The following is a 14,420-nucleotide window of genomic DNA, read 5'->3' as shown; positions in this document are numbered from 1 at the left end:
ATGATGCCTCTTGCACCACCTGTTGTCTGCCCGACAACGAGCAGACAACAAGCAGACAACAAGCGACAGCTGGCAGACCGATCAGCGCTTGTCGATCGGCGGCACGTCGCGACGCGGCGAGCCAACGAACAGCTGACGGGGACGGCCGATCTTCTGTTCCGGGTCCGAGATCATTTCGTTCCACTGGGCGATCCAGCCGATGGTACGGGCCATGGCGAAGATGCAGGTGAACATCGAGGTCGGGATACCCAGAGCGCGCTGCACGATGCCCGAGTAGAAGTCGACGTTCGGATACAGCTTGCGGGAAACGAAGTAGTCGTCTTCCAGAGCGATCTTTTCCAGCTCCATGGCCAGCTTGAACAGCGGGTCATCGTGCAGGCCCAGTTCGTTCAGGACTTCGTAGCAGGTTTCGCGCATCAGCTTGGCACGCGGGTCGTAGTTCTTGTAGACGCGGTGACCGAAGCCCATCAGCTTCACGCCGGAGTTCTTGTCCTTCACCTGCTTGATGAACTCGGGGATGTTTTCGACCGAGCCGATCTGTTCCAACATGTTGAGTGCGGCTTCGTTGGCACCGCCGTGGGCAGGGCCCCACAGGCAGGCGATGCCGGCGGCGATACATGCGAACGGGTTGGCACCGGAGGAGCCGGCCAGACGCACGGTCGAGGTCGAGGCGTTCTGTTCGTGGTCGGCGTGCAGGATCAGGATGCGGTCCAGCGCGCGGACCAGCACTTCATTGACCTTGTACTCTTCGCACGGGTTGGCGAACATCATGCGCATGAAGTTGGCGGTGTACGACAGGTCATTGCGCGGATACACGAAGGGCTGGCCGATGCTGTACTTGTAGGCCATGGCCACCAGGGTTGGCAGCTTGGCGATCATACGGATGGCCGACACTTCGCGGTGATTCGGATTGGAGATGTCCAGCGAGTCGTGGTAGAAGGCCGACAGCGCGCCAACCGAGCCGGTCAGTACGGCCATCGGGTGAGCATCGCGACGGAAACCACGGAAGAAGAAGTTCATCTGCTCGTGGACCATGGTGTGCTGGGTCACGGTGGTGACGAATTCAGCCTTCTGGTCGGCACTGGGCAGCTCGCCGTGCAGCAGCAGGTAGCAGGATTCCAGGAAGTCGCAGTTCACCGCCAGCTGTTCGATGGGATAGCCACGGTACAGCAGCTCGCCCTTGTCGCCATCGATGTAGGTGATGGAGGAGTTGCAGGAAGCCGTCGACATGAAGCCGGGGTCGTAGGTGAACTTGCCGGTGGCGCCGTACAGCTTGCGGATATCGATCACATCAGGACCGATGCTGCCCTTGTAGATAGGAAAATCTACGGACGGAGACCCGTCGGAGAACGACAGGGTAGCTTTGATATCGGTATTGGACATAGCTTTTCCTTTTGCTGGGATGGTGAAACCGTTAATCAAAAGCCGCGACCGCAAGCCGGGCGGCATCATGGTTCGGATGCGCCGGGTGGCGAGTTGGAACAGGCCGCGATCGAGCAAAATCGGTCTGGCTTGTGGCCAGGCGCAATATTCGTGCAACAGTCAGGCAGTACGCAGTTTCTTCAGCAACGCATGCACTTGGGGCAGATCAACCGCCGCTTCCGGCTCCTTGCGGGCCAGCAGCAGGTCCATCAGGTCGTTGTCGGTCAGGTCCATCAGGCGCGAGAAGGCATCGACCTCGTCGTCGCTCATCTGTGCCTCGTTGGCATCCAGATAGCGCATCAGGATCAGGTCATTCTCCAGCAGCCCGCGGCGCGCGCGCCAGCGCAGTCTTGCTCGCTTGGCCGGATCATCCTGATGACGCTGTTCAGTCATGAACTCGCTCATTTCTTGTCTTTCCATTCACTTCAACCGGACCAAACCTGAAGGAACCGGTCGGGGAAGCCGCTTCCAGCCCTGCTTCCCCTCGCTGCAGCCCGCCATGCACGGCGGCTCTGGCAGGCATCACACTCATTCGGCTTACACCGAGCGACGGACCATCAATTCCTTGATCTTGCCGATGGCCTTGTTGGGGTTCAGACCCTTGGGGCAGACATCGACGCAGTTCATGATCGAACGGCAACGGAACAGACGGTACGGGTCTTCCAGGTTGTCCAGACGCGCGCCGGTGGCTTCGTCGCGGCTGTCGGCGATGAAGCGGTAGGCTTGCAGCAGACCGGCCGGGCCGACGAACTTGTCCGGATTCCACCAGAACGACGGGCAGGAGGTCGAGCAGCAGGCGCACAGGATGCACTCGTACACGCCATCCAGCTCTTCACGCTGCTCGGGCGACTGCAGGCGCTCCTTCTCGGGCGGGATGCTGTCGTTGATCAGGTAGGGCTTGATCGAATCGTACTGCTTGAAGAAGTTGGTCATGTCCACGATCAGGTCGCGGATCACCGGCAGGCCGGGCAGCGGCTTCAGAACGATGGGCTCGGTCAGCTCGTTCAGGTTGGTGATGCAGGCCAGACCATTCTTGCCGTTGATGTTCATGGCGTCGGAGCCGCACACGCCTTCGCGGCAGGAGCGACGCAGCGCCAGCGAATCGTCGACGTCGGACTTGATGCGTTGCAGGGCATCCAGCAGCATCTTGTCGGTGGGCTTGAGTTCCACCGTCAGGTCTTGCATGTACGGCTTGTCGTCCTTGTCCGGATCGTAACGATAGATCTTGAATTTCAGGGTGCGAGTCATGTTGCGACCTCTTAGAAAGTACGTGCTTTAGGTTTGAAGGTCTCGACGGTCAGCGGCTGCAGGTTGACCGGCTTGTAGTCGAGACGATTCCCCTCGGAGAACCACAGCGTGTGCTTGAGCCAGTTCACGTCGTCGCGCTGCTCGTAGTCGCTTTGCGCGTGGGCGCCGCGCGACTCCTTGCGGGCTTCGGCCGAGGTGATGGTGGCCTTGGCGGTTTCGATCAGGTTGTCCAGCTCCAGCGCTTCCACGCGGGCGGTGTTGAAGACCTTGGACTTGTCCTTGAAGGAGACGTGCTTGCGACGCTCATCCAGTTCCATGATCTTCTGATAGCCTTCCTTCAACAGGGCATCGGTACGGAACACGCCGCAGTACTTCTGCATGGTGGCGCGGATGTCGTTGGCGACGTCCTGCACACGTTCGGAACCGGTGCTGTTTTCCAGATGGGCAATGCGTTCCAGCGAACGGTCCAGGGCGCCGGCCGGAATCGGCTTGTGGCTCTGGTCCTGCAGGCGGCTGCCGACAATGTGGTTACCGGCGGCGCGACCGAAGACCACCAGGTCCAGCAGCGAGTTGGTACCCAGGCGGTTGGCGCCGTGCACCGACACGCAGGCGCATTCGCCGATGGCGTACATGCCCTGCACCACTTCCTTCATGGAACCGCCCTTGGGCGCGACCACCTGGCCGTGGATGTTGGTGGGGATGCCACCCATCTGGTAGTGGATGGTCGGCACGACGGGAATCGGTTCCTTGGTCGCATCGACGTTGGCGAACTTGTGGGCGATTTCCAGGATCGAGGGCAGACGCTTCTTGATGGTATCGGCGCCGATGTGACGCAGATCCAGCAGCACGTGGTCCTTGTGGGGACCCACGCCGCGACCTTCCTTGATTTCCTGGTCCATCGAACGCGAGACGAAGTCACGCGGTGCCAGGTCCTTCAGGGTCGGCGCATAGCGCTCCATGAAGCGTTCGCCGTTGCTGTTGATCAGGATGCCGCCTTCGCCGCGCACACCCTCGGTGATCAGCACGCCCGCGCCGGCCACGCCGGTCGGGTGGAACTGCCAGAATTCCATGTCCTGCAGCGGCAGGCCGGCGCGTGCCGCCATGCCCATGCCGTCGCCGGTGTTGATGAAGGCGTTGGTGGATGCGGCCCAGATACGACCTGCACCGCCAGTGGCGAACAGGGTGGTCTTGGCGTGCAGCATCATGATTTCGCCGGTTTCCATTTCCAGTGCCACCACGCCGAGGACGTCGCCCTCTTCGTTGCGGATCACGTCCAGCGCCATCCACTCGACGAAGAAGTGGGTCTTGGCGCGCACGTTGCGCTGGTACAGGGTGTGCAGCAGTGCGTGACCGGTACGGTCGGCAGCAGCACAGGCGCGCTGCACCGGCTTTTCACCCAGGTTGGCAGTGTGGCCGCCGAACGGACGCTGATAGATGGTGCCATCCGGGTTGCGGTCGAAGGGCATGCCGAAGTGTTCCAGCTCGTAGACGGCCTTCGGTGCTTCGCGGCACATGAATTCGATGGCGTCCTGGTCACCCAGGTAGTCCGAACCCTTGACGGTGTCGAACATGTGCCAGTACCAGTTGTCTTCCGACATGTTGCCCAGCGAAGCGCCGATGCCGCCTTGGGCAGCCACGGTGTGCGAGCGGGTCGGGAAGACCTTGGACAGGACAGCGACGTTCAGGCCGGCTTCGGCCAGTTGCAGCGAGGCGCGCATGCCGGAGCCACCGGCGCCGACGATGACCGCGTCAAAGCGGCGGGTAGTGATGGCGGATTTGATTGCAGCCACGATTAGTTTCTCCAGAGAATCTGCGCAGCATAGCCAGCGCAACCGATCAGCCACAGGATGGTGGCAACTTGCAGGACCAGGCGAATGCCGACCGGCTTGACGTAGTCCATGAGCGCATCACGCACGCCGATCCAGGCGTGGAAGAACAGCGCCATGAACACGGCAAAAGTGGCAACCTTGAACCATTGATGCGAGAACAGCGCCGCCCAGCCCTGGTAGCTGAAGTTGGTCGAGGTGAAGAAGCACACCAGCAGGATCACGGTGTAGACAGCCATCACGACGGCGGTGGCACGTTGCGCCAGCCAGTCACGCAGGCCATAGTGGGCGCCGACGACCAGGCGCTTGGGTCCGATGTTGTTATCAGCCATTTTCAGAAAGCTCCGAACAGTTTCAATGCGACCAGGATCATCAGCGCGATGCTGATCACCAGGACAGTTGCCGAGGACTTGCGTGCGCTGTCCTTGTCCAGACCGATGTGGTTGTCCATGATCAGGTGGCGGATGCCGGCGCAGAAGTGATGCAGGTAGGCCCAGGACAGAGCCAGGATGACCAGCTTGACGAACCAGCCGGAGGTGAAGCCCTTGAGATAGGCGAAGGTACCTTCCGAGAGCAGGCTGCTGTCCAGAAGGAACAGAATGAAAGGCAGCATCAGGAACAGGAACAGACCGCTGATGCGGTGCATGATCGAGACCAGAGCGGCCAGGGGCATGCGATAGCCGGCAATTTGGGTTAGGTGTATGTTACGAAATTGCGGCCGTTGTGGTTTAGCGGCTTCAGACATACAAGGTTCTCCTCAGTTTAAAACAATATGCAATTTTCGCCGATTTTCGAAATCACCATCAACTTTTATTGCGCTTCGCAGCATGCCAGCAGGGCTTAGCGCCCGGCCCCTCCCGCTGCACGGGCGGTTGCCACCGACCCGGGACAAAACAGCGTCGTCCGCTCAGCTCAACTCGCTTTGGTAATGATGATTCGTCGTCAGGTACAGTCCGCGCCGCATTTCCACCGGCTTGTCGCCATAGGTAAATGAAGCCCGCTCCACACTCAGCAACGGCGTTTGGGGCGCCACGCCCAGAAACTCTGCCGCATCCATATCCGCCCCGACGGCACGGATGCGCTCTTCGGCACGGATCATGCGCGTGCCGAACTCCGACTCGAACAGGCCATACAGCGGCCCGCGGTATTCCACCAGGCGTTCGGCCGTCAGCCCCTTGAAGATGGCGCCGGGCAGCCAGATGTCTTCGAGGATGATGGGAACGCCATTGAACGATTTTACCCGGCGAATGAAAATGACGGAGTCGCCCGACTTCATGTCGAGCTGACGGGCCACTTCGGCCGACGCGCGCACGCGCTTGACTTCGATGATCTTGTTCTCGGGACGCTGCGGCTCGTCGCTGTCGGCCATCAACCGCAGGAAGCGGAACTGCGCCTGGGTCTCATGATGGGTGGCAACGAAGGTCCCCTTGCCCTGGCGGCGCACCACCAGGTTTTCGGCCGCCAGTTCATCGATTGCCTTGCGCACCGTGCCCTGACTGACCTTGAATCGATTGCCCAGCTCCACTTCACTGGGAATGAGCTCGCCGGGCTTCCACTCACCGGCCTCCAGGCGCTGCATGATGAGCGCCTTGATCTGCTGGTACAACGGACTGAAGGTGGGCGCAGGACTGGCAGCACCCGCCCCCGCGGCATGCGCGTCGGCGTTGTTCGAATTAGGCAGGATCGAGCTCATAACCTCGAATTTCACCACAAAATCCCTTCCGGCGTCCAGCAAAAACTAGGCAATAATATGTCTTATATAAGACATAAGATATTGATTGACAGCGCTCTTTCGCAGGCCTACACTCGCGAGCAACCTGAAGACCTGCAAGGCAGACCGGGTGCGATTTACAGGCCGGAGGGCGCTAACGAGAATCGCTCTCATCCAGACCTATCGAACGCGGCGTTTTCATGCAGGCAGAGCACAAGTTTGACAGGTTTTTGATTTGTCGGCAGAGCCCGAACCGAAAGCAACTGACTCGCTGCGTTTTCGACGGTATCATGGCGGCCTAACAAGAATTCGAGGAAGTCGCGCAATTTCCTGCGCAAACCAGAAGCAACCGCAGACGGCCCTGCCGCGCTCTCCGCGACGCGACCGCAACGTGCGCTTCATGCAGTCTGAACGCTTTTTTTCATCACCTCTTTTGGAGATTCAACATGGCTAAAGCCCCCATGCGTGTTGCCATCACCGGCGCCGCCGGTCAGATCGGTTACTCCCTGCTGTTCCGCATCGCCAACGGCGACCTGCTGGGCAAAGACCAGCCGGTCATCCTGCAACTGCTGGAAATCCCCGATGAGAAGGCACAGAAGGCGTTGAAGGGCGTCATCATGGAAATCGATGACTGTGCCTTCCCGCTGCTGGCTGGCGTGACCGCCCACAGCGATCCGATGACCGCCTTCAAGGATGCCGACATCGCCCTGCTGGTGGGTGCCCGTCCCCGCGGCCCCGGCATGGAGCGCAAGGACCTGCTGGAAGCCAACGCCCAGATCTTCACCGTGCAGGGCAAGGCGCTGGACGCCGTCGCCTCGCGCAACGTCAAGGTCCTGGTGGTCGGCAACCCGGCCAACACCAACGCCTACATCGCCATGAAGTCGGCACCGAACCTGCCGGCCAAGAACTTCACCGCCATGCTGCGCCTGGACCACAACCGTGCGCTGTCGCAAGTGGCAGCCAAGATCGGCAAGCCAGTCTCGGCCATCGAAAAGCTGTGCGTCTGGGGCAACCACTCGCCGACCATGTACGCTGACTACCGCTTCGCCACCGCCGATGGCGCCTCCATCAAGGACACCATCAACGACCAGGAATGGAACAAGAACGTGTTCCTGCCCACCGTCGGCAAGCGCGGCGCGGCCATCATCGAAGCCCGCGGCCTGTCCTCGGCAGCATCGGCAGCCAACGCGGCCATCGACCACGTGCGTGACTGGGTGCTGGGCACCAACGGCAAGTGGACCACCATGGGCATCCCCTCGGACGGTTCCTACGGCATCCCCGAAGGCACCATGTTCGGCTTCCCGGTGACCACCGAAAACGGCGAGTACAAGATCGTCCAGGGCCTGGAGATCGACGAGTTCTCGCAAGAGCGCATCAACATCACCCTCAAGGAGCTGTTGGAAGAGCGTGAAGGCGTGAAGCATCTGGTCGGCTAATTGACCAGGGCGCGGCGGTCTTCAATCGCCGCGCCCGTCGTCTTCCTGCAATACCGGCAGTACCAGCAGTACCCGCAATATCGCAATATCGCAATACCGATCGATCCGACAACCTTACCCCAGTCCCATTCGCAGCAATGCATCCTTCCCAGGTCTTGTTCCCAGGTGCCCAGCAGCCGGTTTCGCTCCCGGTGTGCGATCACTACGCCGGCTCCGAAAAGCTGATGCGCAAGTCGATGGCCCTGCAGCAGGAACTCGGTCCCCTGTTCGACATCACCTTCGACTGCGAAGACGGCGCCGCCGCCGGCAATGAAGCCGCGCACGCCGAGCTGGTCGCCTCGCTCATCGCCGGCCCCGACAATGTCCACCGCCGTATCGGCGCGCGCCTGCATGACGTGGGCCATGCGCATTTCGAGCAGGACGTGGCCATCATCTGCGGCGCCGCTGCGCGCGAGCTGGCCTACGTGATGTTGCCCAAGCCGGAAGGCATTGCCGACGTGCTGCGCGCACTGGAGAGCATCAATCGCGTGGCCGCTGGCGCCGGCCGTGCGCAACTGCCGGTGCAGGTGTTGATCGAGACCCACGGCGCGCTGGCCGATGCCGCACGCATCGCCGCCCTGCCCCAGGTCCAGTCGTTGTCGTTCGGAGTCATGGATTTCGTCTCGGCGCACTACGGTGCCATCCCCGGCAGCGCCATGCGCTCCCCCGGGCAGTTCGACCACCCGCTGGTGCGCCGCGCCAAGCTGGAGATTGCCGCCGCCTGCCATGCGCACGGCAAGGTGCCGTCGCATAACGTGACCACCGACATCAAGAATCCCGCCGCCGTGGCCGATGATGCGCGCCGCGCGGCACAGGAATTTGGCTACACCCGGATGTGGAGCATCCATCCGGACCAGATCCGTCCCATCGTGCAGGCCATGTCGCCCTCCACCGAGGAGGCCGAACTGGCGGCACAGATCTTGCTCAAGGCGCAGTCGGTGCAATGGGGTCCGATCCAGCACCTGGGCAACCTGCACGATCGGGCCAGTTATCGCTATTACTGGAGTATCCTGCAACGCGCCCACGCCACTGGCGTGGCGCTGCCGCCGGAAACCCTAGTCTGGTTCGCCGCCGGCGACTCCCCCTCAACCACGCAGTAAAGACCGTTTCGATCACCGCACATGAAAAAGCACCTGACCCTGATCGCCCTGCTGGGCGCCCTGTTCGCCACCGCCGGCATCAGCCCGGCACAGGCCGAGACCGCCACCGCCGCCAAGCCCGCTGCCAAGAAGAAGGTGGTCAAGAAGGCGCCGGCCAAGAAGGCCGCAGCCGCTGCCGCCGCCGCTCCGGCTTCCAAGATGCCCTTCTCGTCGGACGCCGAGGATGACGACAGCGAACCCGAACTGGGCGGCACCCTGTCGGCCGACTTCCAGTGCGAAATGGGCCACAAGCTGACCATCTGGAAGAACGAGACCGACGACAAGCACATCGCCATCCGCTGGGACAAGCGCATCCACCGCCTGACCCGTGTGGAAACCACCACCGGCGCCAACCGCTTCGAAAACCGCAAGATGGGCCTGGTCTGGATCGGTATCCCCGCCAAGGGCCTGTTGCTGGACTCCAAGAAGGGTCAGCAGCTGGCCAACGAATGCAAGAACGCCGAGCAGATGAAGGCCGCCGCCGCACCGGCAGCGAACCCGACCGTTGCCGCAGCGCCGCAGCAGAACTGACACGGGAAGCCGCGCTTCCCGGACCAGACCCCAGCCGTACCAGAGAAACAAAGAATCACAGAATCAGGCAGCACCCCGCAGTTCACCATTGCAGCGCAAACCGGATTCGACTAGCTAGCATCACTAAATTGCCAAATTAAGGAGAAGAGGCCATGTCTCGCAACACATTGAACACCCTGAAGGAATTCAAGATTTCCGATTCCAAGAAGGGCAAGTTCTACTCCCTGCCCGCCCTGCAAAAGTCGCTGGGCGTGAATATCTCGCGCCTGCCGGTGTCCATCCGTATCGTGCTGGAATCGGTGCTGCGTAACTGCGATGGCCAGAAGGTCACCGAAGAACACGTCAAGCAACTGGCCAACTGGGGTGCCAAGGCTGCCCGCGTGGATGAGATCCCCTTCGTGGTCGCCCGCGTGGTGCTGCAGGACTTCACCGGCGTGCCGCTGCTGGCCGATCTGGCCGCCATGCGCAATGTCGCCAGCAAGCTGGGCAAGAACCCCAAGAACATCGAACCGCTGGTCCCGGTGGACCTGGTGGTGGACCACTCTGTGCAGATCGACCACTTCCGCGAGAAGAAGGCGCTGGACCTGAACATGAAGCTGGAATTCTCGCGCAACAACGAGCGCTACCAGTTCATGAAGTGGGGCATGCAAGCCTTCGATACCTTCGGCGTGGTGCCCCCGGGCTTCGGCATCGTCCACCAGGTCAACCTGGAGTACCTGGCACGCGGCGTGCACAACAAGACCGGCGTCTACTACCCTGACACCCTGGTCGGCACCGACTCCCACACAACCATGATCAACGGCATCGGCGTGGTCGGCTGGGGCGTGGGCGGCATCGAAGCCGAAGCCGGCATGCTGGGCCAGCCGGTCTATTTCCTGACCCCGGACGTGGTCGGCGTGAACCTGACCGGCGCCCTGCGCGAAGGCGTCACCGCCACCGACCTGGTGCTGACCATCACCGAACTGCTGCGCCAGACCAAGGTCGTGGGCAAGTTCGTCGAATTCTTCGGTGAAGGCACCGAATCGCTGTCGCTGACCGACCGCGCCACCATCGCCAACATGGCTCCGGAATACGGCGCCACCATGGGCTTCTTCCCGGTTGACGATGCCACCATCGACTACTTCAAGGGTACCGGCCGCACCAAGGCCGAGATCGACGCCTTCGAAGCCTACTTCAAGGCCCAGGGCCTGTATGGCGTGCCCAAGGCCGGCCAGATCGACTACACCCAGGAAGTCTCGCTGGACCTGGGTACCGTCGCTCCCTCGCTGGCAGGTCCGAAGCGTCCGCAAGACCGCATCGAGATCGGCAACGTCAAGTCCACCTTCGCCGACCTGTTCACCAAGCCGACTTCCGAGAACGGCTTCAACAAGAAGGCGGAAGACCTCACCGCCACCTACAAGAACGCCGACGGCGTGGATGTGCACAACGGTGACGTGCTGATCGCCGCCATCACCTCCTGCACCAACACCTCCAACCCGAGCGTGCTGCTGGCTGCCGGCCTCCTGGCCAAGAAGGCGGTCGAAGCCGGCCTGAAGGTCGCACCGCACATCAAGACCTCGCTGGCCCCTGGCTCGCGCGTGGTGACCAAGTACCTGGAAGCGGCTGGCCTGTTGCCCTACCTGGAAAAGCTGGGCTTTGGCGTGACCGCCTACGGTTGCACCACTTGCATCGGCAACGCCGGTGACCTGACTGCGGCCATGAACGAAGCCATCGTCAAGAACGACGTCGTGGCTGCCGCCGTGCTGTCGGGCAACCGCAACTTCGAAGCCCGTATCCACCCGAACATCCGCGCCAACTTCCTGGCTTCGCCGCCGCTGGTGGTGGCCTACGCGATCGCCGGCAATGTCACCCGCGACCTGATGACCGAACCGGTCGGCAAGGGCAAGGGTGGCAAGGACATCTACCTGGGCGACATCTGGCCGACCTCGCAAGAGATCGAAAAGCTGCTCAAGTTCGCCATGAACGCCAAGACCTTCAAGGAAAACTACGCCGACGTGAAGGGTGCCCCGGGCAAGCTGTGGGAAGCCATCAAGGGCGTCGCCAAGGGCGAAGTCTACAACTGGCCGACCTCGACCTACATCGCCGAGCCGCCGTTCTTCGAGAACTTCAGCGAAGAGCCCAAGATCGCTGCCGCCGGTATCTCCGGTGCACGCGCCCTGGGCGTGTTCGGCGACTCGATCACCACCGACCACATCTCCCCGGCCGGTTCGATCAAGGAATCCAGCCCGGCCGGCAAGTGGCTGCAAGCCAACGGCGTGCTCAAGGCTGACTTCAACTCCTACGGCTCGCGCCGCGGCAACCACGAGATCATGATGCGCGGCACCTTCGCCAACGTGCGCATCAAGAACCTGATGATCCCGGCCAAGGAAGACGGCTCCCGCGTCGAAGGTGGCATCACCCTGCACCAGCCGACCGGCGAACAGATGTCGATCTATGACGCCGCCATGAAGTACGTGGCCGAAGGCACCCCGACCATGGTGTTCGGTGGCGAAGAGTACGGTACCGGCTCCTCCCGTGACTGGGCCGCCAAGGGCACCCAGCTGCTGGGCGTGAAGGCCGTGATCGCACGTTCCTTCGAACGTATCCACCGTTCCAACCTGGTCGGCATGGGCGTGCTGCCGCTGCAGTTCCTGGGTAGCGACAGCGTGCAGACGCTGGGCATCACTGGTGACGAAACCTTCGACCTGAAGGGCCTGGACGGCGAGATCAAGCCGCAACAGGAAGCCACCCTGGTGATCCACCGCAAGAACGGCGAGACCAAGGAAGTCAAGCTGCTGCTGCGCATCGATACCCCGATCGAAGTGGACTACTACAAGCATGGCGGCATCCTGCCGTTCGTGCTGCGTCAACTGCTGGCAGCCTAAGCAGGGCGGGCAGCGCGGCGCCCCCCGGTGCCGATGCTGCCATGCAGTCTGCACGTTTGCAGAAACGAGAAACGCCGGATTCGTCCGGCGTTTTTTATTTTTCCGCTGCCGCAGGCTGCCCTTTGGAATCAGGTCAGCAGTCTGAAGACGGGTACCGCTGCCAAATCATCTACAATAGACGGTTTCGTTTCCACAGATTACAGATAGCCTACATGCGTCGTCCTGCCAAACGTTCCTCCTCCAAGCTCTCTGCCGACAGCCAGCACCTGGTCACCTTTGCGCAAGCCATCGCGCAGGCGTCCAGCCGGCTCGAAGAGCGCGCCTGGCTGAAACCCCTGGACGCCCTGCTCAACAAGCTCCTGCGCGCCAGCAACCAGGGCCTGATCGACACCGCGCTGGACCACCTCTTCAAGGCCGACCTGGACGCCTACGATGTCCTGATCGAGGCCGTCGAGGCCGGCAGCGAAGCCACCACGCTGGAACACGACGGCCAGGACTACGACGTCCAGCTGCTGGTCCTGCCGGTGCTGGCCTGGACCCGCTTCGCCATCGCCTCGGGCCCCATTGCCGGCGACCTGCAGAACGCCATCGCGGCCCACCTGCACGCCCACATCCTGGCCAAGGACGCGCGCCTGGCGCTGGCACCCAGCCTGTTCTCGATCGAGCAGCTGCCGCGCATGCACGCCGACGTGTTCGCCCTGACCCGCCAGATGGGCCAGAGCGCACTCAAGAACACCCCGGTGCAGCTGCGCGGCGAACAGCCGCCGACCGCCGCCTTCCTGGCTGATACCCGCTATGCCATCGCCGCCGTGGTGGTGCCCGCCGGTGGCGCCCTGTTCCACTGGCAGGAAAGCGAACAGCAGAGCCACTTCTCGGCCAACAAGACCGCTGCCTTCGACGCCTGGAAGCAGCAGGTCACGCCGATCTTCACGCGCCTGCTGCCCGGCTGCAATGTCGAGCTGCTGCTGCCGCAAGCCTATTTCTTCGGCTGCCGCGAGGCCGACAAGCATATCCGGCCGGCGTCGATCCGTGCCGCCGACTACTTCCTCACGCAGACGCTGGATATCGCGTCCTCCGAGCTGCATGCCAGCATCGGCGGCTTTTCCGAAGACATCAACGGCCAGATCGACGAATACCGCATCGGCTTTTCCATCGGCAACGACCCCACCGTGGTCTACGGCACCGTGTGGCCGTTGTACGAGCAGGAAAGTGGCGAAGACCTGCCCATGATGATCCCCGGCGGTGCCGGCCTGCTGGAAGGACTCCCGGCTAGTCCGCTGCAGCAGATCCTGGCCACCCTGCGCGAATGCGGCATCGTCCAGATCAAGCATCACAGCGAACGTTTCACGATGGAATTCTGCGATGACTGCGGTGCGCCCCTGTTCCCCGATCGCGAGGGTGAACTGGTGCATGCCGAGATGCCGGAAGATACCCCGCCTCCGGTCGAACACTTCCATTGACGCACCATCGGGCTGCGCGGGCTGCCGCATAGTCGGCGGGAGGCGCCACGCCGTACCTTGCCTGACGGCATTGGGAGCGGGCAATAAAAAAGGCATCCACCACGCGGCGGATGCCTTTTTCTCTTCTGTATCGGGCTAGCCTGCCCGCTTTTCCTGCGGTACCGAATGACGAAAAACGTCAGATCCGGACTGCGTCTCCTCCGGATCCCTTAGCTTCCTGACAGACCTGAGGGCGATCAGGCAGCCAGTTTCTCGATCAGGCCCATTTCGGCGCTGGACATCAGCTTGTCGATATCCACCAGGATCAGCATGCGCTGCTCCAGGGTGCCCAGACCGATCAGGTAGTCGGAGTCGAAGGTGGTGCCCATTTCCGGGGCCGGCTTGATCTGTTCCTGGGTCAGGGTGATCACGTCGGACACGCTGTCGACCACCATACCCACCACGCGACCACCGATATTGAGGATGATCACCACGGTGAACTGGTCGTAGGTCGGCTCGCCCAGCTGGAACTTGATGCGCATGTCGACGATGGGGACGATGATGCCGCGCAGGTTGACCACGCCCTTGATGAAATCAGGCGAGTTGGCGATACGGGTCACGGCTTCGTAGCCGCGAATTTCCTGAACCTTCAGAATATCGATGCCGTATTCTTCCTTACCCAGGGTGAAGGCAAGAAACTCGTTTCCATTGCTGTCGGTTTTTTCGCCGAAGCCGGAAAGATTCTTGGTTGCAGTGTCAGACATG

13 protein-coding genes are annotated in these 14,420 nt (G+C 61.9%); 5 read left to right on the top strand and 8 right to left on the bottom strand.

The genetic code is table 11. The features are described 5' to 3' along the window. Positions 1–81: 81 nt before the first annotated feature. The 7 genes from gltA to ACEOAC_RS10265 all read right to left on the bottom strand — a co-directional run bounded on the left by gltA (position 82) and on the right by ACEOAC_RS10265 (position 6,189). Positions 82–1,383, bottom strand: coding sequence for a citrate synthase (gltA, locus tag ACEOAC_RS10295; RefSeq protein WP_413443382.1), 1,302 nt, complete (start codon positions 1,381–1,383; stop codon positions 82–84). A 159-nt stretch (positions 1,384–1,542) separates the two neighbouring features. Continuing rightward, the gene (locus ACEOAC_RS10290; RefSeq protein WP_413443381.1) at positions 1,543–1,827 is read right to left on the bottom strand and encodes a succinate dehydrogenase assembly factor 2; all 285 of its coding nucleotides are present in this window, start codon (positions 1,825–1,827) and stop codon (positions 1,543–1,545) included. Positions 1,828–1,959: 132 nt separating this feature from the next. Continuing rightward, positions 1,960–2,670 carry a succinate dehydrogenase iron-sulfur subunit gene (locus tag ACEOAC_RS10285; RefSeq protein WP_006463281.1) on the bottom strand — a complete coding sequence of 237 codons (711 nt, stop codon included), beginning with the start codon at positions 2,668–2,670 and terminating at the stop codon, positions 1,960–1,962. An 11-nt stretch (positions 2,671–2,681) separates the two neighbouring features. Beyond that, a complete protein-coding gene (sdhA, locus tag ACEOAC_RS10280; protein ID WP_077235667.1) occupies positions 2,682–4,460 on the bottom strand; it encodes a succinate dehydrogenase flavoprotein subunit in 1,779 nt (592 codons plus the stop codon). 2 nt (positions 4,461–4,462) lie between these two features. Continuing rightward, the gene (gene sdhD, locus ACEOAC_RS10275) at positions 4,463–4,828 is read right to left on the bottom strand and encodes a succinate dehydrogenase, hydrophobic membrane anchor protein (protein WP_006463279.1); all 366 of its coding nucleotides are present in this window, start codon (positions 4,826–4,828) and stop codon (positions 4,463–4,465) included. Between the two features lie 2 nt (positions 4,829–4,830). Then, positions 4,831–5,241, bottom strand: coding sequence for a succinate dehydrogenase, cytochrome b556 subunit (gene sdhC, locus ACEOAC_RS10270; RefSeq protein ID WP_039875248.1), 411 nt, complete (start codon positions 5,239–5,241; stop codon positions 4,831–4,833). 162 nt (positions 5,242–5,403) lie between these two features. After that, entirely contained in the window at positions 5,404–6,189 is a 786-nt protein-coding gene (locus ACEOAC_RS10265) for a GntR family transcriptional regulator (protein WP_006463277.1), read from the bottom strand. Positions 6,190–6,653: 464 nt separating this feature from the next. On the opposite strand from ACEOAC_RS10265, the gene ACEOAC_RS10260 reads away from it, so the two are divergent. The 5 genes from ACEOAC_RS10260 (at position 6,654) to ACEOAC_RS10240 (ending at position 13,676) form a co-directional block, all read left to right on the top strand. Beyond that, entirely contained in the window at positions 6,654–7,643 is a 990-nt protein-coding gene (locus ACEOAC_RS10260; RefSeq protein ID WP_413443380.1) for a malate dehydrogenase, read from the top strand. Positions 7,644–7,780: 137 nt separating this feature from the next. Further along, a complete protein-coding gene (locus ACEOAC_RS10255; protein WP_413443379.1) occupies positions 7,781–8,782 on the top strand; it encodes an HpcH/HpaI aldolase/citrate lyase family protein in 1,002 nt (333 codons plus the stop codon). A gap of 21 nt (positions 8,783–8,803) precedes the next feature. After that, a complete protein-coding gene (locus ACEOAC_RS10250; protein ID WP_077235669.1) occupies positions 8,804–9,352 on the top strand; it encodes a hypothetical protein in 549 nt (182 codons plus the stop codon). Between the two features lie 152 nt (positions 9,353–9,504). After that, a complete protein-coding gene (gene acnA, locus ACEOAC_RS10245) occupies positions 9,505–12,216 on the top strand; it encodes an aconitate hydratase AcnA (RefSeq protein ID WP_241812556.1) in 2,712 nt (903 codons plus the stop codon). A 212-nt stretch (positions 12,217–12,428) separates the two neighbouring features. Next, positions 12,429–13,676 carry a DUF2863 family protein gene (locus ACEOAC_RS10240; protein ID WP_413443378.1) on the top strand — a complete coding sequence of 416 codons (1,248 nt, stop codon included), beginning with the start codon at positions 12,429–12,431 and terminating at the stop codon, positions 13,674–13,676. A 236-nt stretch (positions 13,677–13,912) separates the two neighbouring features. On the opposite strand, the gene ACEOAC_RS10235 is transcribed toward ACEOAC_RS10240, so the two are convergent. Next, positions 13,913–14,419, bottom strand: coding sequence for a chemotaxis protein CheW (locus tag ACEOAC_RS10235; RefSeq protein ID WP_006463271.1), 507 nt, complete (start codon positions 14,417–14,419; stop codon positions 13,913–13,915). Between the last annotated feature and the right edge of the window lies 1 nt (position 14,420).

Source organism: Herbaspirillum frisingense (assembly GCF_047325095.1).
Classification (GTDB): Bacteria; Pseudomonadota; Gammaproteobacteria; order Burkholderiales; family Burkholderiaceae_D; genus Herbaspirillum; species Herbaspirillum frisingense.
Note: the sequence above shows the minus strand (reverse complement) of the source record. Positions and strands in the feature narration are given on the sequence as shown.

Coding starts and splice junctions, on each gene's coding strand:
- gltA (WP_413443382.1), bottom strand. CDS start 1,383: ATGTCCAATACCGATATCAAAGCTACCCTGTCGTTCTCCGACGGGTCT.
- ACEOAC_RS10290 (WP_413443381.1), bottom strand. CDS start 1,827: ATGAGCGAGTTCATGACTGAACAGCGTCATCAGGATGATCCGGCCAAG.
- ACEOAC_RS10285 (WP_006463281.1), bottom strand. CDS start 2,670: ATGACTCGCACCCTGAAATTCAAGATCTATCGTTACGATCCGGACAAG.
- sdhD (WP_006463279.1), bottom strand. CDS start 4,828: ATGGCTGATAACAACATCGGACCCAAGCGCCTGGTCGTCGGCGCCCAC.
- sdhC (WP_039875248.1), bottom strand. CDS start 5,241: ATGTCTGAAGCCGCTAAACCACAACGGCCGCAATTTCGTAACATACAC.
- ACEOAC_RS10265 (WP_006463277.1), bottom strand. CDS start 6,189: ATGAGCTCGATCCTGCCTAATTCGAACAACGCCGACGCGCATGCCGCG.
- ACEOAC_RS10260 (WP_413443380.1), top strand. CDS start 6,654: ATGGCTAAAGCCCCCATGCGTGTTGCCATCACCGGCGCCGCCGGTCAG.
- ACEOAC_RS10255 (WP_413443379.1), top strand. CDS start 7,781: ATGCATCCTTCCCAGGTCTTGTTCCCAGGTGCCCAGCAGCCGGTTTCG.
- ACEOAC_RS10250 (WP_077235669.1), top strand. CDS start 8,804: ATGAAAAAGCACCTGACCCTGATCGCCCTGCTGGGCGCCCTGTTCGCC.
- acnA (WP_241812556.1), top strand. CDS start 9,505: ATGTCTCGCAACACATTGAACACCCTGAAGGAATTCAAGATTTCCGAT.
- ACEOAC_RS10240 (WP_413443378.1), top strand. CDS start 12,429: ATGCGTCGTCCTGCCAAACGTTCCTCCTCCAAGCTCTCTGCCGACAGC.
- ACEOAC_RS10235 (WP_006463271.1), bottom strand. CDS start 14,419: ATGTCTGACACTGCAACCAAGAATCTTTCCGGCTTCGGCGAAAAAACC.